The 19,810-nt window shown below is 66.6% G+C and carries 20 protein-coding genes; 10 read left to right on the top strand and 10 right to left on the bottom strand.

The features are described from left to right. The first annotated feature begins 104 nt into the window (after nt 1-104). From VF649_RS04645 to VF649_RS04625, 5 genes are all read left to right on the top strand, one after another. Nucleotides 105-752 (top strand): queuosine precursor transporter, encoded by a 648-nt coding sequence (locus VF649_RS04645; RefSeq protein WP_331010789.1) that lies wholly within the window; start codon nt 105-107, stop codon nt 750-752. A gap of 41 nt (nt 753-793) precedes the next feature. Further along, nucleotides 794-1,696, top strand: coding sequence for an acetylglutamate kinase (gene argB / locus VF649_RS04640; protein ID WP_331010788.1), 903 nt, complete (start codon nt 794-796; stop codon nt 1,694-1,696). Nucleotides 1,697-1,892: 196 nt separating this feature from the next. Beyond that, a complete protein-coding gene (locus VF649_RS04635) occupies nt 1,893-2,186 on the top strand; it encodes a YggT family protein (protein ID WP_331010787.1) in 294 nt (97 codons plus the stop codon). Between the two features lie 7 nt (nt 2,187-2,193). Further along, on the top strand, nt 2,194-3,075 hold the full coding sequence (gene folD, locus VF649_RS04630) for a bifunctional methylenetetrahydrofolate dehydrogenase/methenyltetrahydrofolate cyclohydrolase FolD (RefSeq protein WP_331010786.1): 882 nt from the start codon (nt 2,194-2,196) through the stop codon (nt 3,073-3,075). After that, nucleotides 3,075-3,716 carry a MarC family protein gene (locus VF649_RS04625; protein ID WP_331010785.1) on the top strand — a complete coding sequence of 214 codons (642 nt, stop codon included), beginning with the start codon at nt 3,075-3,077 and terminating at the stop codon, nt 3,714-3,716. The genes folD and VF649_RS04625 overlap by 1 nt, the downstream gene beginning before the upstream one ends. 968 nt (nt 3,717-4,684) lie before the next feature. On the opposite strand, the gene VF649_RS04620 is transcribed toward VF649_RS04625, so the two are convergent. After that, nucleotides 4,685-6,496, bottom strand: coding sequence for an AcrB/AcrD/AcrF family protein (locus VF649_RS04620; RefSeq protein WP_331010784.1), 1,812 nt, complete (start codon nt 6,494-6,496; stop codon nt 4,685-4,687). A 218-nt stretch (nt 6,497-6,714) separates the two neighbouring features. On the opposite strand from VF649_RS04620, the gene VF649_RS04615 reads away from it, so the two are divergent. After that, complete coding sequence (locus tag VF649_RS04615) at nt 6,715-7,731, top strand: glycosyltransferase family 2 protein (RefSeq protein WP_331010783.1); 1,017 nt, start codon at nt 6,715-6,717, stop codon at nt 7,729-7,731. Next, the gene (locus VF649_RS04610; RefSeq protein WP_331010782.1) at nt 7,731-8,474 is read left to right on the top strand and encodes a class I SAM-dependent methyltransferase; all 744 of its coding nucleotides are present in this window, start codon (nt 7,731-7,733) and stop codon (nt 8,472-8,474) included. Before VF649_RS04615 ends, VF649_RS04610 begins: the two co-directional genes overlap by 1 nt. Here VF649_RS04610 and VF649_RS04605 read toward each other — a convergent pair. After that, nucleotides 8,396-9,991, bottom strand: a complete 1,596-nt coding sequence (locus tag VF649_RS04605) for a hypothetical protein (RefSeq protein ID WP_331010781.1) — start codon at nt 9,989-9,991, stop codon at nt 8,396-8,398. The genes VF649_RS04610 and VF649_RS04605 overlap by 79 nt on opposite strands. A gap of 97 nt (nt 9,992-10,088) precedes the next feature. Between VF649_RS04605 and VF649_RS04600 the strand changes: the two genes are divergently transcribed. Beyond that, nucleotides 10,089-11,678 carry a hypothetical protein gene (locus VF649_RS04600; protein ID WP_331010780.1) on the top strand — a complete coding sequence of 530 codons (1,590 nt, stop codon included), beginning with the start codon at nt 10,089-10,091 and terminating at the stop codon, nt 11,676-11,678. Here the strand turns inward: VF649_RS04600 and VF649_RS04595 are convergent. Continuing rightward, entirely contained in the window at nt 11,632-12,849 is a 1,218-nt protein-coding gene (locus VF649_RS04595) for an argininosuccinate synthase (protein ID WP_331010779.1), read from the bottom strand. The genes VF649_RS04600 and VF649_RS04595 overlap by 47 nt on opposite strands. A 136-nt stretch (nt 12,850-12,985) precedes the next feature. Here VF649_RS04595 and VF649_RS04590 point away from each other — a divergent pair, with 136 nt between their 5' ends. Together VF649_RS04590 and VF649_RS04585 are read left to right on the top strand one after the other, a co-directional pair. Beyond that, nucleotides 12,986-13,486 carry a hypothetical protein gene (locus tag VF649_RS04590; RefSeq protein ID WP_331010778.1) on the top strand — a complete coding sequence of 167 codons (501 nt, stop codon included), beginning with the start codon at nt 12,986-12,988 and terminating at the stop codon, nt 13,484-13,486. A gap of 38 nt (nt 13,487-13,524) precedes the next feature. Further along, a complete protein-coding gene (locus VF649_RS04585) occupies nt 13,525-13,929 on the top strand; it encodes an EF-hand domain-containing protein (RefSeq protein ID WP_331010777.1) in 405 nt (134 codons plus the stop codon). Between the two features lie 163 nt (nt 13,930-14,092). Here VF649_RS04585 and VF649_RS04580 read toward each other — a convergent pair whose 3' ends face one another. From VF649_RS04580 to VF649_RS04550, 7 genes are all read right to left on the bottom strand, one after another. Then, nucleotides 14,093-14,872 carry a helix-turn-helix domain-containing protein gene (locus VF649_RS04580; protein ID WP_331010776.1) on the bottom strand — a complete coding sequence of 260 codons (780 nt, stop codon included), beginning with the start codon at nt 14,870-14,872 and terminating at the stop codon, nt 14,093-14,095. 116 nt (nt 14,873-14,988) lie between these two features. Continuing rightward, nucleotides 14,989-16,224, bottom strand: coding sequence for a cyclopropane-fatty-acyl-phospholipid synthase family protein (locus tag VF649_RS04575; RefSeq protein ID WP_331010775.1), 1,236 nt, complete (start codon nt 16,222-16,224; stop codon nt 14,989-14,991). A 69-nt stretch (nt 16,225-16,293) separates the two neighbouring features. Continuing rightward, a complete protein-coding gene (gene rlmN, locus VF649_RS04570) occupies nt 16,294-17,490 on the bottom strand; it encodes a 23S rRNA (adenine(2503)-C(2))-methyltransferase RlmN (RefSeq protein ID WP_331010774.1) in 1,197 nt (398 codons plus the stop codon). Nucleotides 17,491-17,568: 78 nt separating this feature from the next. After that, nucleotides 17,569-18,201, bottom strand: coding sequence for a phosphoglycerate mutase family protein (locus VF649_RS04565; RefSeq protein WP_331010773.1), 633 nt, complete (start codon nt 18,199-18,201; stop codon nt 17,569-17,571). After that, on the bottom strand, nt 18,198-18,374 hold the full coding sequence (locus VF649_RS04560; RefSeq protein ID WP_331010772.1) for a Trm112 family protein: 177 nt from the start codon (nt 18,372-18,374) through the stop codon (nt 18,198-18,200). The genes VF649_RS04565 and VF649_RS04560 overlap by 4 nt, the downstream gene beginning before the upstream one ends. Then, the gene (locus VF649_RS04555; protein ID WP_331010771.1) at nt 18,371-19,006 is read right to left on the bottom strand and encodes an LON peptidase substrate-binding domain-containing protein; all 636 of its coding nucleotides are present in this window, start codon (nt 19,004-19,006) and stop codon (nt 18,371-18,373) included. Before VF649_RS04555 ends, VF649_RS04560 begins: the two co-directional genes overlap by 4 nt. After that, nucleotides 19,003-19,810 (bottom strand): tetratricopeptide repeat protein (locus tag VF649_RS04550; RefSeq protein WP_331010770.1); only part of this gene is annotated, 808 nt, incomplete at its 5' end. The genes VF649_RS04550 and VF649_RS04555, both read right to left, overlap by 4 nt.

Raw genomic sequence — 19,810 nt, 5'->3', positions numbered from 1 at the left:
AATGCGTTGTAAAGATACACGTCGCGGACCGAACGAACAGCCCTTCGCGACGCACCACCCCCACCCTCTTCCGCCGTCGCCGGAAACCGGTTAGCAGGCTGGCGATGTCGAGCCCGCCATCCGCCCTCATCCCGCGCTCCCTGTTCCTGTTTTCGATCCTGTATGGCGGCATGACGTGCATCGCCGGCGTGCTGGGCGTGAAACAGGTGGCGCTTGGCCCGCTGGCGGTGGAAGCGGGCATCTTCGCCTTCCTGCTGCTGGTCGTGATCGGCAGCGCGATCGCCGAACTTCATGGGCGGGCGGCGGCTGACCGGATGGTGCGCTACGGCTTCGTGCCGCTCATCATGTCCGCGCTGCTGATCCAGCTGGTGCTGGCGCTGCCGACCGATCCCGGCATGTATCCGCCCGCGATCGATGCCTTTCCGATCGTGGTGGGTCAGGGCGCCCGGATGATGATCGCGGGGCTGATCGCCTATGGCACGTCGCAGACGCTCAACGTCTACATCTTTTCCCGACTGGCGCGCGGTTCGGGGCGCATGCTCTGGCTGCGCGCCATGGTGGCCAGCGCCGCGTCGCAGGTGATCGACACGCTGCTGTTCATCTCGATCTCCTTCCTGGGGGAACGCGACATCGCCGGCCTGCTCGCCGGGCAGATGCTGGCGAAGGTCACGCTCTCGATCGTCCTGGTGCCGCCGCTCATCTATCTGTTCGTCGGATTGGGACGGCGCATGGATCGGACGCAGGGGGTCTAAATCCCTTACGTTCGCATCCGCATCCCGCTAAGGGCGCGGACATGACGAACCACGCCCCCGATCCCGCGCTGCTCGCCAAGGCGGAGACGCTGACCGAAGCGCTGCCCTATCTGCAGCGCTATGCCGGCGCGACCTTCGTCGTGAAATATGGCGGCCACGCCATGGGCGATCCTGCCGCGGCGGAGGATTTCGCGCAGGATATCGTGCTGCTGAAGGCGGTCGGGATCAATCCGGTGGTGGTCCACGGCGGCGGGCCGCAGATCGGCGCGATGCTGAAGACGCTGGGCGTCGAATCGACCTTCGTCGACGGCCTGCGCGTGACCGATGCGCAGACCGCCAGGGTCGCCGAAATGGTCCTGTCGGGCGCGATCAACAAGGAACTGGTCGGCTGGATCGGCCGCGCCGGCGGCCGCGCGGTCGGCATATCGGGGAAGGACGGCAATGCCGTCACCGTCGAGAAGGTGCGCCGTACCCGCATCGATCCCGACAGCATGATCGAACAGGTGGTCGATCTCGGCTTCGTCGGCGAACCGGTCGATATCGATCGCCGGCTGTTCGACACGCTGTCCAAATCGGGCATGATCCCGGTGGTCGCGCCGATCGGCATCGGCGAGGACGGCCATACCTACAATATCAATGCCGACACCATGGCCGGTGCGCTGGCGATCGCGCTCGGTGCCGAACGGCTGTTCCTGCTGACCGACGTGGCCGGCGTGCTCGACAAGGACAAGGCGCTGCTGTCCGACCTCACCCCGACCGACATCGCCGCCCTGCGCCGCGACGGCACCATCACCGGCGGCATGATCCCGAAACTGGAAACCTGCGTCGATGCGGTCGAAGGCGGGGTGGACGCCGCCGTCATTCTCGACGGCCGCGTGCCGCATGCCATGCTGATCGAAATCTTCACTCGCCAGGGTGCGGGAACCTTGGTGCGACAGGGGTGATGTCGCTGTTGCCGTCATCCCGGCGCATGCCGGGATCTCCCTTGGGCCTGGGGCAAGCACTTCACCTTCACGAGATCCGGCGTCCGCCGGGATGACGATGATGTCGGGGAAGAACATCTCCTTGTCCCCCGCCATTGCCCGCAACCGCGCCCCCCGCTAAGGCCCTCGCCTGTCCCCTCGCATGTGCGGAGCCGCCATGATCGCCATCCTCCAGATCATCAATCTCCTGCTCGGCCTGCTGCTCTACATCATCATCGCGCAGGCGATCCTCAGCTGGCTGATCGCGTTCAACGTCATCAACACCTCGAACGATTTCGTGCGGCAGGTGCTGTATGCGCTCGATCGGATCACGGAACCGCTCTACCGGCCGATCCGGCGCATCCTGCCGGATTTCGGCGCGCTCGACCTGTCGCCGATGGTGGTAATCCTGCTGATCTACATCCTGCGCCAGATCATCCTGCCGCAGATCGCACTCAGCCTGTACGGCTGATCGCGCGATGACTGCCCGCATCATCGACGGCAAGGCCCATGCCGCAGCCCTCCGTGCCCGCGTCGCCGCCGGCGTCGCCGCGTTCGTGGACAGCACCGGCCGCGCGCCCGGCCTCGCCGTGGTGCTGGTCGGCACCGACCCCGCCAGCGATGTCTATGTCCGGTCGAAGGGGAAGGCGACACTGGCGGCCGGCATGATCGGCACCGAACATCGCCTGTCGGCGGAAACGACCGAAGCCGCACTGCTGGCTCTGGTGGGCGATCTGAACGCGGATCCCGCGGTCGACGGCATCCTGGTCCAGCTGCCTTTGCCGCGCCACATCGATGCGGCGGCGGTGATCGCCGCCATCGATCCCGACAAGGATGTCGACGGGTTCCATGTCGTCAATGCCGGCCGGCTCGCGGTGGGCGCGCCCGGTTTCGTGCCCTGCACCCCGCTGGGCTGCGCGCTGCTGCTGGAGGAGGTGCTGGGCGATCTTTCGGGCCTCGGCGCGGTCGTGATCGGCCGATCGAACATCGTGGGCAAGCCGATGGCGCAGCTGCTGGTCGACCGCAATTGCACCGTCACGATCGCGCACAGCCGGACCCGCGACCTGAAATCCGTCGTGGCGCGGGCCGATATCGTCGTCGCGGCGGTCGGGCGGGCGGAAATGATCCGTGGCGACTGGCTGAAACCCGGCGCGACGGTGATCGACGTCGGCATCAACCGGGTCGACGATGCGCATGGCCGCCGGCTGGTAGGCGACGTCGCCTATGACGAGGCGCTGGCGGTCGCGGGCGCGATCACGCCGGTCCCGGGCGGGGTGGGGCCGATGACGATCGCGGTCTTGCTGCGCAACACCTTGGTCGCCGCGCATGCGCGTTCCGGCCTGCCGGCGCCGGCGCTCTGATGCTCACCCTGTTCCTGTCCGCCTTCGTCACCTTCTTCGTGGTGATCGATCCGCCGGGCTGCGCGCCGATCTTCGCGGGGCTGACGCGCGGCACCTCGACCGAACATCGCCGCGCGATGGCGTTCCGGTCGGTGATGGTGTCCGCGGGCATCCTGCTGGTGTTCGCGCTGGTGGGCGAACGCTTCCTGTCGGCGATGGGGATCAGCCTGGACGCGTTTCGCACCGCCGGCGGGATCATGCTGTTCCTGATCGCGCTGGAAATGGTGTTCGAAAAACGCACGCAGCGCCGCGAGGAGCGCGCGGAAGGCGTCCGGCGGGAAGCGGAGGCCGAGGCCCGCCCGCTGGAGGGCGAGGATATCTCGGTCTTTCCCATGGCGATTCCCATGATCGCCGGCCCGGGATCGATCGCGACCACCATGTTGCTGACCGCGCGGGCGCAAGGCCTGACCGAAACCCTGATCGTGTTCGCAGCACTCGGATCGATGCTGCTGATCCTGCTCCTGTCGCTGCTCGCCGCCGGGCCGCTGATGCGCATCCTGGGGCACAAGGTGGAAGCGATGATCACCCGCATCCTCGGCGTCATCTTGGCCGCGCTCGCCACCCAGTTCGTGATCGACGGCCTGCGCCAGAGCTTTGCCTGAGGGTCCAGGGTTGGTTGGAGAGCTGGAGGCCGATTCCAAAACCAGACACCCCCAGCGCACCACCTCAAACGGCCCCCCGCCGCGCCGCCCGACCGTCCCCAGTTTGATGCAAAACTCAAAAAGTTTTGCGTCAAACTGAATGGAGGCGCTGATCAGCATCGAGTCACCCAATTGCACACGCTGTGCAAATCATAGATGATGCTGACATGACCGCCGCTCAGCCGCTTTGCGCCCTTTTTGTTCTACTCGCTGCAACGGCTAGCGTCTCAGCCCAGAGTCGGCAGGCCCCGAGCAACCAACTGACTTGGCATGGACATCTAACTGGTCCGGAACTGATTGTAGCTTCGCCTTTGGCTCCCCTGCCGACGGTTGGCAAAGGTGCACGTCGTCTCGTCTTGCCTCGTCCCAAAGGCCCCGTACCCGAGTCCGCCGTGATCCCCTTTGTAGACGGCGGTGGAAGGGTCACTCTCCTCGCCGGCTGGCATGACGGTTGGTTAGTTGGCACCAATAACGGTGAGTGGGGCGGGGCCCTTTATATCGCCAGACCCGGCCAACGGATCATGTTGGCGCGAGGCAATGTCATTGGTGGCTTCACTTATCGGGGCTATTTATACGTCTTGTCGGGCTTACGACACCTTGTTTCGGACAATGGTGAATTGTGGGAAGTGGACTTGAAGGCTTCACGGCTCGTTCGGCGCATTCCGCTTCCCGCCCAGCCCAACGACGTCGTCGTCACCAAAAGCGATGGTGTGATCATACGCACTGGTCGTGGAGATGTTGCGCTCCTGCCAACCGGCCAAGTCGCTCCTCCAGATGGGGGCAAAAAGGGTAGCTAAAGCTCGCTTCCTGCTCGCTCTTAATGCAAAACTGACAAGTTCTGCGTCGATCCAAAAACAATGACAACCTAAGTACCTCCCCGATGCACAAGTCCAATGCACGGCGCCGGCTCCGGTCCGCTCACCAGTGCCTCACCCCACCCGCCGCCACAGCTTGAATGGCGAGTTCTTCGGCAGCGGCACCGGCACCAGCCACGCCGGCACGCGCCCGCGCGCCAGTTGCCAGTAGAAGCCGCCTTTCGCTTCGGCGTTGTAGATGGTCGATTCCGACATGCCGGGGCAGGTGAGCAGCAACGTCGCGCCATGTTTCACCATCACCGCCCGCGCTTGGTCCGGCGGCCCGCGAAACGCGTGGATCACGTCCAGGATCGCCGCCTGATTGCGGTGATAGGGCCCCGCGATCGCCCGGTGATGCGTCATCGCGATCAACCGCGGCGCCAGATCGATGAAGGTCAGCACGGTCGCCGCCGGCACCCGCGCCAGCGGCCGTAGCGCCGGCAACGTCGGGCATCGTCGATTGGCGATCGCCACCCGGTTCTTGACCGTAAGCCGGCGGGGTGTGTTGCCCGGTGCGGATCGCACGGTCGCGTCCTTTTCGGGGATCCACCGCACCACCAGTCCGGCGACCACGCCCGACACCAGCAGGAACCCCGCCACCGTGCCGAACACGCGCACCAGCATCCAGCGATGCCCGGCCAGCCACGGCAGCACGATCCACGCAAGCGCGGCCAGTCCCGGCACCGCCAGCAACTGCGCCGGCGGCCCCGATCGCGTTTGCCACAGCATCAGCAGCGTCGCCGTCAGCGCCAGCAGCGCGACGGTCGCCCAGGCCAGAAGGGCGGGCGTCCCCCGCGCCCGCCACAACGCGACCGCGTAGCCGATCAACCCGACCACCGGTGGCATGCCGACCGGCAACCAGGTCCGCCAGCCATGGCGATAGAGCGGCCGCACCTCGTTGATATGCGCGAACCACAGGGTGCGCAGTTCGGGGCTCAACCGTTCCGGCGCGCCCAGGCATTGCGGCCACGCCAGCGCGAACCCGCCGGCCAGCAACCCCGCCGCCACGATCGCCGCCGCCAGCCGCACCGCACGCCGATCGCCCTGGATCGCCGCCAGCGCGACGAACAATCCGCCACCCAGCAGGCTGGCCGACAACCAGACCGGCGACAGCGCATCGCAGACCGGCAGGCGGTTGTCATGGGATGCGAACAGCACGAAGCCCAACGTGCTGCCCAGCCCCAGCGCGATGCCGTGCGCCGCCATCCGCGCCGCCTGATCGCGGTCCCAGGCCCAGCGCAATGCGACGGCCCCGGTCGCCAGCGCCAGATAGGGCAGCATTTCCAGGCCGATCGTCAGCGACAGCGCCATCGCCGCACCCGTGACCAGGCCGCCACGCCGCGGCCGGGGATCGGCACTGCCCGCCACCACCGTCGCCAGCAGCGCCAGTTGCCAGCCATGATGGTCGATCCGTGTCGGCATGAACATCAGCAGCGTCGTGCCCATGCAGAAGAACAGACCGGCCGCCATCGCGAACGCCGATGCGCCGACCAGCCGGCGCACGCTGACCACGGTCGCGAACAGCGCCAGGCCGAGCGGGATCAGCGGCGCCGCCGCCACCGCCACCCGCGCCGCCGTGAACGCCCCCAGAAACGGCCGGGTCGCCAGGATGATACCCGCGATCGGCAGATCGACGAACCGGGACCAGTGGATGCTCGCTCCCAGCGGCGGATCCAGCTTATATTGCCGCAGGTCGTACCAGCCCTGCCCGTTCAACCAGGCGGAAACCTGCGCGAACCGGATATTGTCGTCGGTGTCGGACAGCCCCAGCCAATAGATCTGGTTCCATTTGGTGCAGATCAGCGCGACCATGCCGATCGCCCAGAACAGCAGCGTCCAGCGGATCCAGAAGCGGGCGGCGGTGTCGATCGATCGGTGCGTCGGCACGGAACATCCTTGCAAAGACCCCGCAACAGGCGGGCAGCGCGCTATGGAACCAGCGGCGGCCGCCCACAACCATGTTTGACGCCGTCGGCTTTGCGTCCTAGCGCGCTGCGACACGCCATGCTCCGCCGCCGTCCTCCCGCCGCTTGCGCAGGCCAAACATCTTGACCGGTCATCGATCGGGTGGCGACGCCACGCCGGAACCGGCTATGGACATTCGCATGATCGATTCCAGTCTCGCGCCTGCTCTTGCTCTCGAACGCCCCGGCGACACCACCCCGCGCCCGCTGGTCACCGTGCTCGTCCCGGTCAAGGACGAGGAGGAGGCGATTGCGGGCTTCGTGGCGCGGGTATCGCTGGTGCTCGATTCGCTCAACGAACCGCATGGCTGGGAAATCCTGTTCATCGACGATGGTTCGACCGACGCGACCTTGCCCGCCATCATGGCCGCCAATCGGGCCGATCCGCGGGTCCGGGCGCTGTCGCTGTCGCGTAATTTCGGCAAGGAAGCCGCGCTGTCCGCCGGGCTGGACGTCGCGCGTGGCGAGGTGGTGATCCCGATCGACGTCGATCTGCAGGATCCGCCGGAGGTGATCGGCGAGATGATCGCGAAATGGCGCGACGGCTATGAGGTCGTCTACGGCGTCCGCCGCAGCCGGGAAAGCGACACGCTGCCGAAACGCTTCACCGCCGATTTCTACTATCGCGCGCACAACTGGCTGTCGGCGGACAAGATCCCGGAGCATGCCGGCGATTTCCGGCTGCTCGACCGGCGGGTGGTGGAGGTGATCCGGACGATGCCGGAACGCAACCGCTTCATGAAGGGCCTGTTCGCCTGGGGTGGCTTCCGCCAGACCTCGGTCGAATATGACCGCGTCGAACGCACCGTCGGCACCACCAAGTTCAACTATTGGAAGCTGTGGACGCTGGCGATCGACGGCATCACCTCCGCCTCGACCGTGCCGCTGCGCGTATGGAGCTATCTCGGCGGAACGATCGCGCTGATCGGCATGCTCTATGCCCTGTTCGTCGCGGCGCGCACGCTGTTCTTCGGGTCGGACGTCGCCGGCTATCCCTCGCTGCTGGTCGCGATCCTGTTCTTCGGCGGGTTGCAGCTGCTGTCGCTGGGCGTGCTCGGCGAATATGTCGGCCGGATCATGGTCGAGGTGAAGCATCGTCCGATCTACGTGGTGCGGACCCGCATCGGCATGGATGGCGTGGCCGAGGATCGCGGCTGATGGACGCCAGCATCTATGCACGCATGGCCGAAATCGACGGCGCCCATTGGTGGTTCGCCGCGCGCCGGCGCATCGTGGCCGCGCTGATCGAGGCGCAGGCCCCGAAACGGTCGGGCATGACCATCCTGGAGGTCGGGTGCGGCACCGGATCGAACCTGGCGCTGTTGCAGGATTATGGCCAGGTCGACGCGGTGGAACCCGATGATTTCGCCCGCGCTTTCGCCTCCGGCCGCAGCGGCGTGGCGGTCAAGGGCGGCTATCTTCCCGACGGCGTCGCGCTGGCGGACGGCCATTACGACTTCATCGTCCTCCTCGACGTCCTGGAACATATCCCGGACGATCTGGAGGCGCTGACCGCGCTGCGGCGCAAGCTGGCGCCCGGCGGCCGGTTGATGGTGACCGTGCCGGCCAATCCGTGGATGTGGAGCGCGCATGACGTCGCGCATCATCATCAGCGCCGCTACACTGCCGCGACGCTCGACGCCGTGTTCACGCGGGCGGGGTTCCGCGTCCGCCACCATACCCATTTCAACACCCTGCTCTTCCCGCTGATCGTCGGGGTCCGCGCGCTCCACCGGCTGACGGGCAAGACGGGCGGCGACGACGATGCGATGCCGTCGCCGCTCGTCAACCGGCTGCTGGAACGGGTGTTCGGCGCGGAACGTCAGCTGGTGGCGCGCGGGTCGCTGCCCTTTGGCGTGTCGCTCGCCTTGGTGGCGGAACCGGATGGGACGACACGGTAGAGGATCCCGCGCGTCCGCCCGTGCCAGATCGGCACCAGATCGGGATAGCGTACCCAGCCGGATCGCGGCATGTCGATCAGCCACAGATGATCGAACGCCGCGCGCGGGAAATTGCGGATCGTGTCCTCGAAGATCGGTTCGCCGCGTTTCCGGCATCGCCGCGGGCGCAGCAGCTGCGTCGGATCGCCGCCGAACCGCCCGACGCCGGGGTTGCGGATCGTCAGCGGTTGCGCGCCCGGCATGGCCCATTGGCCGTTGACGAACGCCTGCCGACGACCGATCGCGATCGCGCCGAGGTGATCCATGCGCGAATAGGACCAGCCCCCCTGACAGGGCAGGTTGACCAGCACCATCACCCGCGCCCCGATCGCCAGATGCGAAACCGCCGCCAGTTGCGCGTCGAACGCGCGGTCGAGCTTGGCATAATGCGTCACATGCCCGCCCAGCCGGACCAGCAGGAACAGCAGCCCGGCAACCGCCAGGGTCGGCCGCCACCAGCGCGCCTGCCCCGTCGGGCGGAGCGCGATCACCGCCATGGCGAGCGCATAGGGCGCCAGCCGCATGTCGGCATAGGCCGATCCCAAAAGGATGCGGGGCAGCAACAGATACGCCGTCAGCAGGAACAGGCCGGCCAACCCCAGCATTCGATCGAACCGCAGCCCGACGCGGGCGACGCCCAGCAGCAGCAGGATGATGATCAGCGTGACGGATGCCGTATCGAACGTCCGGTATTCGTCCCGCAGTGCCGCCATCATCCATGCCAGCTTCCAGGGCCACAGGAAGAAACCGCCGGTCGATCCCGCCACCGCACCCGATCGCCAGGCCAGCATCAACAGGATCGGCGGCGTCAGCGGCAGGCAGGCGATACCACCCCGCCATATCGTGGCCACGATGCCGCGATGCGGCGCGTCATTGCCCGCGCCGTCCCGCGCGCGCACCAGTTCGGCGGCGGCGGCCAGCAGGCACAGGACCGCCCAGCCGAAACTGTGGCACACCCAGATCAGCAGCCCGACCGGCACGAACACCAGCGCGCGCAGCCGCAGCTGCCCGGTCCGCCCCAGCCGCAACCATCCGGCAAAGGCCAGGAATGCGCAGGCCATCGACAGCGCGAAATTGGCGAACCCGAACTGAAACGGATAGCCATAGGCCAGCGGCAGCGCGAACGCCGCGCTGGCGGGCACCCGGCCATGCACTTCCCGCGCGATCCACAACAGCCCGCCCGCCGTCAGCGGCGGGATCATCAGTACGATCAGCTTGACGGCGAGTTCAACACCCAGCAGCCGGCCGAGCGGCACCACCAGCAAGTCGATCCCCAGATTGCCGATCAGGCTCCATTCGAACCCGTAATAGCGTTGCAGGAACGGCGAATGATCCCGGCCCAGTTCGACGCCATAGCGCCCGATATGACCCATCAGGTCGATCAGCGGGGGAAGATCGGGACGCAGCAGCGGGATCGCCATCAGGCAGCACAGCCCGATCGCATAGCCCCGCCACTGCCACCAGGCGCGGTCTGTCATCGCGCGCCTGTAACCGAGCCATGCCGGCACGGAAACCGAAATAAGATCGTCCGGCACCGGCTGTTCGCCCCCGGTGAAACCTTCTAAGCGCCGCGCCATGCAACGCGGTATCACGACATCCTCGGTCCTCGGCCTGTGCGGCGCGCTGGCGCTTCTGGCCGCCGCGATCGGTTTCCGGCTCTACGGCTCGCTCCAGGAACCCTTCTGGCTCGACGAAGCCTATAGCGCCTATGCCGCAGGCAAGGGCTTCCACTTCCTGTGGCACGTCGTCCCGTCCTACGAAACGCACCCGCCCTTCTATTACTCGCTGCTGCGGGTCTGGACGCTCGTCTTCGGGGACAGCCTGGCCGGCTACCGCACGTTGGGCTTCGTCGCGGGATTGGCGACGCTGCCGCTGATCGGGCTGGCGGGCCGCGATGCCGCGCGCGCCGCCGGGCTCGATCCCGCTCGGATCGGCTGGGGCACGGTCGCCTTCGCCGCGCTGTCGATCGCCCTGGTCGCGATGACGCGCGAAGTGCGGCCCTATCCGATCATGATCCTGGTCTACACGGTGACAACCTGGGCGCTGATCCGGCTGGGCATCGCCGTCGACCGCGACCGTCGCATCGCCACCCGGCCCTATGCCGCATATCTGATCGGGCTCGCGCTCATGCTGTGGCTGCATAATCTCGGCCTGCTCTACGCCGCCGCGATCGGGGTCGCGCTGGCGGTCCTGGTGCTGCGGCGCGGGCTGTCGCAGCGGGATTGGGGGCTGCTGATCGGCGGGCATCTGCTGGTCGCGCTCGTCTGGCTGCCCGCCCTGCTGATCCTGATCGATCAGGCGCCGACCTGGGTCAACACCACCTGGCTGACCTTCACCTGGAGCGGGGTGCCGTGGCGGCTGGCGGTTCTCTACGCCGCGCCGGGTGCCCCCCCGGGGGTCGCCCTGTTCGTTCTGGCCGGGCTGGCAATCTGGCGACTGGCGGACGGCGCGCCGCGGCAACGGCTGGCCGCGGCGCTGTTCGCGCTGGCGATCATCCCTGCGGCGGCGTCGGTGTTGCTGTCGGCGCTGGTGGCTCCGATCTTCATCATGCGGACAATGACGCCGGTCGCGGTACCGGCCATGCTGCTGCTCGCCATCGGCACGCTGGGCTGGTCGTTCGGCTGGCGGCGCTGGCTGGGCGTGTTGGCGGGGCTGATCGTGCTGGTCCACATGGCGCTGGTCGACATCCGGGAACGCCAGCATGTCGGGGGGGCAGAGGACTGGTATGGCGCGGTCGATTTCCTCGCGAAACGCTGGCGTCCCGGCGACGTCGTGCTGGCCTATCCCAACGAAAGCGCGCTGCCGCTCGATTTTGCGCTGAGCGACCGCGGCATTGCGATCCCGGTCCGACCGATCCCGACCGCGGTGCCATCGATCGGGGTCGGCGGCTGGTACCCCACCGGCAGTCGCGGCGTGGTGTCGCTACCCCGCCCGCGGCTCCGCGCCATCGCACAGGAACCGGGGGTGCAGGCAGCCCCCACCATCTGGCTGCTGCGATCCGGCGCGCGCACCTATGACCGCGGTAACGTCTTTCTGCGGGAACTGCGCCATGGCCGCCGGCCGATCGCGCGGTTCTTCCATCAGCCCATCGACCTGATCGGCCTGCGCCGCGTACCGCTCAGCGCCCGTCGCGCCGCCCCAGCAGCCGCAGCCGCAGCGCGTTGAGCTTGATGAAGCCGGCCGCGTCGCGCTGGTCGTAGGCGCCGGCATCGTCCTCGAACGTCACCACCTTCTCGCTGTACAACGAATGGGGCGACCGCCGCCCGGTGACATAGACGCTGCCCTTGAACAGTTTCAGCCGGACGGTGCCGCTGACCTTCGCCTGGCTATGGTCGATCGCCGCCTGCAACATCTCGCGCTCCGGCGTGAACCACAGGCCGTTATAGATCAGTTCGGCATAACGCGGCGCCAGTTCGTCCTTCAGATGCATCGCGCCGCGATCCAGCGTGATCTGTTCGATCCCGCGATGCGCCAGATGATAGATGGTCCCGCCCGGCGTCTCGTACATGCCGCGGCTCTTCATTCCCACGAACCGGTTCTCCACCAGGTCGAGCCGCCCGATGCCGTGGCGCTTGCCCATGGCGTTCAGCGTCGCCAGCAGGGTCGCTGGCGACAGCCCCTCGCCATTCACCGCCACCGCATCGCCGCGCTCGAAATCGATCGTGATTTCCTCCGGCACGTCAGGCGCGGTCACGGGATCATCGGTACGGGAATAGACATAGTCCGGCACCTCGTCCCACGGATCCTCCAGCACCTTGCCCTCGGACGAGGTGTGCAGAAGATTGGCGTCGGTCGAAAACGGCGATTCTCCGCGCTTGTCCTTCGGTACCGGGATCTGGTGCTGCTCCGCATATTCGATCAGGCGCGTGCGGCTGGTCAGGTCCCATTCCCGCCACGGCGCGATCACCTTGATATCGGGGGCGAGCGCATAATAGCCGAGTTCGAACCGGACCTGATCATTGCCCTTGCCGGTCGCGCCGTGGCTCACCGCATCGGCACCGACTGCCCGTGCGATCTCGATCTGGCGCTTGGCGATCAACGGCCGCGCGATCGACGTGCCGAGCAGGTACAGCCCTTCGTACAGCGCGTTCGACCGCATCATCGGCATGACGTAATCGCGCACGAATTCCTCGCGCAGATCGTCGATGAAGATATGCTCGGGCTTCACGCCCATCAGTTCGGCCTTCGCGCGCGCAGGCTCCAGTTCCTCGCCCTGGCCCAGATCGGCGGTGAACGTCACCACCTCGCACTGATATTCCTCGCGCAGCCATTTCAGGATCACGCTTGTGTCGAGCCCGCCCGAATAGGCCAGCACCACCCGCTTCACGTCCGACATGTCCGTCCCTTCAGCCCGTCGCATCGCCGCGCGCCTTGCCATCGGGGGCGCGGGCATTCAAGCGCCATACAGGCGGGCGGCACCATCGCGCCCACCCATGCATTGTCGTCACGCGACATGACCCCAAGGATTTTCGATGCGCCTGATCCCCACTGCCCTCCTCGCCCTGACGGTAATGGCCACGGCCCAACCCGCCACTGCGGCTCCGAAGAAAGCACCGTCCAGGCCTGCCACCGCAACCGGGTCGGGCGATGTGACGCGTGCACAGATGCAGGCTCAGGTGAAACAGATCTTCGATCTGGCCGATGCCGATCATGACGGCTTCATGACCCGCGCCGAATTCGGCCGACGCATGACCGCGGTCCTGAACCGCACCCCGCCGGGCACGCCGGGCGCCCCAACCAAGGAACAGGCGCAACAGATGCTGGACGCGGCCACCGCGGCGTTCAAGGCCGTGGATGCCAACGGCGACAGCAAGCTCAGCCGGGCCGAAGCCGGCAAGCGGCCGCTGGCGGCGTTCGACATGATGGACGCCAACCATGACGGCATCCTGACGCTGGCCGAAAAGGTCGCGGCACGCCGCCCGGGTGCCGGTGCCGTCCCGACACCTTCGAAAAAGCTGGAACCCGGTCGCTGAACGGTGCGCCCGCCCGGATCCAGGACAGGAGAAGAATGATGAAGACCCTGCTGACGACCGTCGCGGTGTTTGCGATGACGGGAAGCGCGACCGCGCAGATGGCCGCGCCCGCAAACCCTGATTTCCTGCCGCGCGCCGCCGCGGAGGACCGCGCGACCGGACTCAACCGGATGCTCGATACCGATCGGGACGGCGTCGTCACCCGTTTGGAAGTCGATCGCTGGGCCGCCGGCAAGTCGATCCCGCCCGGCATGATCGACAGCATGTTCACGGATGCCGACACCGATCATGACGGCCGCATCACGCTGGCCGAACAAAAGGCCGACGCGCTGCGCAGCTTCGACGAGGCGGATACCGACCATGACGGCCGCATGACCGCCGCCGAGCGTGACGCCGCCGAACGCAAATATGGCAGCCCCGAAGACGCGGCGCCCAAACGCTGACGGAATGCGACGGGGTCGGATCCCTGAACCGGCCTCGTGGCCCCAGCCTGGATCGATGGTCCGCGCTGGCGCTATGCCGATCTTGGCAAAGAGGCGCTCCTGCGTCTCATCCTCGCGGATGATCGGCATCGCCGGGAGGGCGAGAGCAACCACGCACCGTCCGTCATCCGATGGTCACGCCGACGACGCGCCAAATTCCCTTTTCCTGCTCTAGCGTCACCGTTTCCAATGCCTCGGCCCGATTGGCGAAGCGGGTACGAAACTTCACCACTTCATAGCCATAGGGCGGCGCAGGAAGATTCTCCTGGCTGACGAACGTGCGGGAGATCATCGTGCCGAGCGGCACACGCGCAATCTCGGAGGCTGCGGTCCAGGCCTGAAGCGTGTTCAGCTTGCGAAAGGCCGTACCGGTCGCCCGATAACTGTCGCTCCAGCGCGCTTGATCCAGAAACGTCAACCATCGGCCTGCGGTATCCGCCACGTCCGGGTTCGATGGTGCGGAAGACGGATCGGGGGCTGCTGCCGGCGTGGTTATCTGAGGCAAGGCCGTGAAAAGCAGGAAACCTAAAGCGAGGGTCATGAGCGTGGCTCCAGTGATGATCCAGGGACGGCGGTGCGACCGCCCTGCGCCGTCAGTCGGCGCGATGTCCTGATCGACCGGAGACACCGCCGCGTATGCCCCTATTTCTTCATCCCCGGAAAAATTGGGGTCGCGCGGTTGGACATGACCGTCTTCCGCGTCCAGCAAAAGCCGCGCGGCCTCGCGGCTACTCGATACCCCCATTTTCCGACGCGCATCGCGAAGACGTTCGTTGATCGTGTGGACCGACAAGCCGAGCGTACGCGCCACCGACTTTGCGTCATGGCCACGAACAATCAGCCGCAGGGTTTGCTTCTCCTTCTCGGTAAGCGCCCAAAGGTCCTTCTTGTCCGGCATGGTCATCGATTTTCCGGCCTATGTGCGCCAGGGCGCAACCACCACCCCTAAAAGTTTGGGTCTTCGGACCAGGACAAGGATGTCGTCCCCTGCAAGCATTGTCGTGAGTCCACGACGACTGCCTACCCCTTCGCCAGCAACCGCGTCTCCGCCTCGCGCTGATAGTCGCGGGTCAGCGGCAATGCCCAGCGGTCGCGGATATACTGGATCTGGTAATTGCACATGCCGCCGTGCCGGAACGCGGCCATCGCACCGGCCAGATAGAAGATCCACATCCTGTAGAATCGCGCATCGAACATCGTCTCGATCTCGGTCTGGTGCGCGACCGTGCGGTCATACCAGTGCCGGATGGTCAGCGCATAATGCACGCGCAGCGTCTCGATATCCGCGGCGATCAGCCGCTGCGTCTCGCTCGCCGCGATGATTTCCGACAGCGCCGGATTATAGCCGCCGGGAAAGATATAGCGGGCGGTGAACGCATCGGTCTGCCCCGGCCCGCCCATCCGCCCGATCGTGTGGAGCAGCATCACGCCGTCTTCCACCAGCAGGTCGCGGACCTTGGCGAAAAAGGCGCGGTAGTTGGGCACGCCGACATGTTCGAACATGCCGACGGATACGATCCGGTCGAACCGCCCCGTCAGCATGCGATAATCGATCAGCTCGAATGTGACCCGATCCGCGACCCCGGCCTCCGCCGCCCGCCGCCGCGCGGTCTTCAGCTGCTCTTCGGACAAGGTGATGCCCAGCACGTCGACATCGGCGACGCGGTTCAGGTAGAGCGCCATCCCGCCCCAGCCGCACCCGATATCCAGCACGCGCTGCCCCGGCCGCAGATTGAGCTTGGCGGCGATATGCGCCTTCTTGTCCAGCTGCGCGCGATCGAGATCGACATCCGGATCGGTGAAGTAGGCGCAGCTATATTGCCGGTCGACATCCAGGAACAGGTCATACAACCGGTCGCCGATATCATAATGGTGGGCCACGTTTTTCTTCGACCGTGCAATCCGGTTGAACGAATCGAACCGTGCGGACAGCCCCTCCGCAACCCGCTTGACCGGACTTTTCGGCCCTAGCGCCCCACCGCCACGCTCCCACCGGCCGTTGGCCCGGATCAGGTCGATCAGCCCGGCGATATCGCCCTGCTCGATGACCATCCGCCCGTCCATCCAGGCTTCCGCCGCGCCCAGCCGGGGATGGCGGGCGATGTAATTGCCGACGCCGCGATCGGTGAACCGCACCACCACCGGTGCCCGGTCCGGATCGGGCACGCCATAATCATGCCGGCGGCCATCGGCATCGATGATCGACAGCTGCCCGATCTTCAGCGCCGTCTTCGCGAATTTGTCGAAAAGCCACATCTGCGCCGATCCCGCTGGTTTCGGGTGCTTCTTACAACGTCGCGCTGACGCGTCGAGGGTGGATTCTCCTCATCCCAGCGCAGCCTGCTTCTCCTCCGCCAGCCGGTCCAGTTCCGCGCGGCTCTTCTTCTCCGACGCGGATTTCAGCTGACCGCATGCCGCCATGATGTCGCGCCCGCGCGGTGTTCGCACCGGCGCGCTGATCCCGGCCTCGAACACGATGCTGGAAAAACGCTTGATCCGCTCCGGATCGGAACATTCGTAATTCGCCCCCGGCCATGGATTGAACGGGATCAGGTTCACCTTCGCCGGCAGGTCATATTTCTTCAGCAGCCGGACCAGTTCATGCGCATCGGCATCGCTGTCATTCTTGTCCTTCAGCATGACATATTCGAACGTGATCCGTCGCGCATTGTTGGCGCCGGGATAGTCGGCACAAGCCTGCAACAGCTCCTCGATGCCATATTTGCGGTTGAGCGGCACGATCTCGTCGCGCACCTCCTTCGTCACCGCGTGCAGCGACACCGCCAGGTTGACGCCGATCTCCGCGCCCGCGCGCGCCATCATCGGCACCACGCCCGACGTGCTGAGCGTGATCCGCCGGCGCGACAGGCCGAGGCCCGCGCCGTCCATCACCAGCTTCAACGCATCGCGGACATGATCGAAATTATAGAGCGGCTCGCCCATCCCCATCATCACGATGTTGGTCAGCATCCGCCCTTCGGGCTGGCTCGGCCATTCGCCCAGCGCGTCGCGCGCCAGCATCACCTGTCCCACGATCTCGCCCGGCGTCAGGTTGCGCACCAGCCGCATCGTACCCGTGAAGCAGAACCGGCAATTCAGCGTACAACCGACCTGACTCGACACGCACAATGTCCCGCGGTCCGCGTCGGGAATGAACACCATCTCATAATCCTGCGCGTCATCCGTGCGCAGCAGCCATTTGCGCGTGCCGTCGCTCGATACCTGCGCCTCCACCACCTCCGGCCGGCTGATCACGAACCGCATCGCCAGCCAGCCGTGCATGGTCCTGGCGATGTCGGTCATCAGCGCGAAATCGGTCACGCCGCGATTATAGATCCAGTGCCACAGCTGCTTGGCGCGCAGCTTCGCCTGCTTCGGATCCAGCTGCGCCGTTTCCAGCGCCGCACGCAGATCGGCCAGCGACAATCCGAGCAGATCGACCCGGCCATCGGCGCGGGTCACTGGGGCACGGGGAACGGGCACCGGGTCGATATGACCGGGAATGGGCATCTGGATGTTCATGATCGCCGCTATATAGGCGAAAAATCGACTTTCCGCCAGATCGGGCGAGCCGGGCCGGCGGCGCGACACGACGGCGGACTATACCGCCCCCTGGCCCGTCCCACGATGCAGAACGGTTTCCACGCCCTGCGCAATCATGACGATCGAACCCTGGGGCAAACCGGCCGCGACCGGAACGGCATATCCGCCCGGGCGGGGTGCGTCCGTCATGATCCCGCGCAAGACCCGGCTCGAAATGCCGTGCATCACCACCAGCCGGTCGCCATCGTCATCCGCGGTCGCCGTCAGCCAACCGGCAAGCCGCTCCGCCACGTCCGCATAGGATTCGCCATCCGGCGCCGGCCGCAGAAGCCCGGTCGATGGATCGACGATCGGTCCCACCTCCGCCACCACATCGGCATAGCGTCGCCCGCCCCAGTGCCCCATGCCGATTTCCACCAGGCGCGGATCGATCCGCGTCGCGTGCCAGTCGAGCCCAAGCGGCGGGCAGACCAAGGCGAGCGTCTGCAAGGCACGTCCGGCCGGCGACGACCAGGCCGTCAACGGCCCCGCATGCCCCCGCCCGGCGGCAAGCGCCTGCCCCATGTCCAGTGCCTGTCGGAAACCCGCCGCGGTCAGCGGGGTATGGACATGGTCGCCCTGCAACCGCGCCGCGGCGTTGAAGACGGTTTCGCCATGCCGCAGGATGAAATCCCGCCCGCGTCGCGTCACAACGGTTGCGCCGCCTCGACCAGCAGGACCGGCACGCCGTCACGGACCGGATACGCCACCCCGGCCGCATCGGAGATCAGCCGTGCGCGTTCGGCATCCCAACGAAGCGGTGTCCGCGTGACGGGGCACACCAGCAGGGCAAGCAGCGCCGGCGCGGGACCGTCATCGATCATTGCATGGTCGCATCGTCATCGTCGCCGTCGCGCAGGCGAAAGAACAGCAGGAACTGCACGATCAGGTCCGCCCGGTCGACGATCGTGCGCGCTTCCAGCAGCGCCTGTTTCGCGGCGGCGTCGAACGGCGCGATCTGCGCGATGCCATTCACCAGCGCCTCGTCGTCCAGCCGCGATACGGCATCCCAATCCAGCTGATAGCCGCGCGAATCGGCAAAGCGCCGCGATTCCCGCTCCAGATCCGCGCGCAGCACGCTCGACAGGGGTTCGGGATCGGTCAGGTCGTCATACTCGTCGAAACTGGCCTGCACCTGCCGGAACGGCGTGGTCACATCGAGTTCGGACAGGATCCGGAACCGTGTCAATCCTTCCAGCACGATGTTGAAGCGGCCATCATCGAGCGCCTCGAACTGAGCGATCCGGCCGACGCAGCCCACGTCGTACAAGGCCGGCCGGCGATCATCGGACTCGCGCGGCTGGATCATGCCGATCCGGCGGTCGCGGGCCAGCGCATCGGTGATCAAGGCCCGGTAACGCGGTTCAAACAGATGGAGCGGCAAATGCGCACGCGGAAACAGCAATGCCCCCGCCAGTGGGAAGATCGAAAGACGGTGGCGCTTGCCCTCGCTCATGTGAACAGGACCGCGGACAGGCGGCGGCGCTGGCCACCCACCCACGGATCCATCAATCCCACCGCTTCGAACAGGGTCAGCAACCGCTTGCGTGCCGCCCCCTCGTTCCAGTCGCGATCGCGCGCGATCGACTCCAGCAGGACATCGGCGGCGCGGTCGCGGTCCGCCGCCATCAGCGCACCGGCCAGTTCGTACCGCGCCTCATGATCGTCGGGATCGGCCGCGATCCGCGCCTCCAAAGGCGCGAGATCGTCGACGGGCGCGGAGGCCTGCGCCAGGGCCAGCGCCGCCCGCGCCTGGCTCAGCGCGGGATCCTTGGCCTTGTCGGCCGGCACCGACGCCAGCAATGCCGCGGCTTCCTCGACCGCGTCGGTCTGCAACAAAGCACGCGCTTCACCCGCCAGCACCACCAGATTGTCCGGCGCCATCTCGCCGATCTGGCGGTAGATATCGAGCGCGCGTGGCGCATCTCCGCTGTCCAGCACCGCGTCGGCCATCGCGATCAGCTCGGCGATCTCGGCTTCGGCCTGCCCGGCATCGCTCTGGATCGGCAGCTGCTTCAGAATCTGGTCCAGCATCTGCGTCAGCTGGCTCTCGGTCCTGGCGGGAGTCAGGTCGGCGACCAGCTGACCCTGGAAAATCGCATAGACGGTGGGCAGCGACTGGATCCGGAACTGCGCGGCGATCGCCTTGTTCTCGTCGACATTCACCTTCACCAGCTGGACACCGCGCGCCGCATAGGTCGCCGCAACCTTTTCCAGAAGCGGCGTCAGCGCCTTGCAGGGGCCGCACCAGTCCGCCCAG

This window comes from Sphingomonas sp., from assembly GCF_036387535.1.
Lineage (GTDB): Bacteria > Pseudomonadota > Alphaproteobacteria > Sphingomonadales > Sphingomonadaceae > Sphingomonas_R.
The sequence above is the reverse complement of the archived record's forward strand: the minus strand, read 5'-3'. Positions and strand labels throughout refer to the sequence as shown.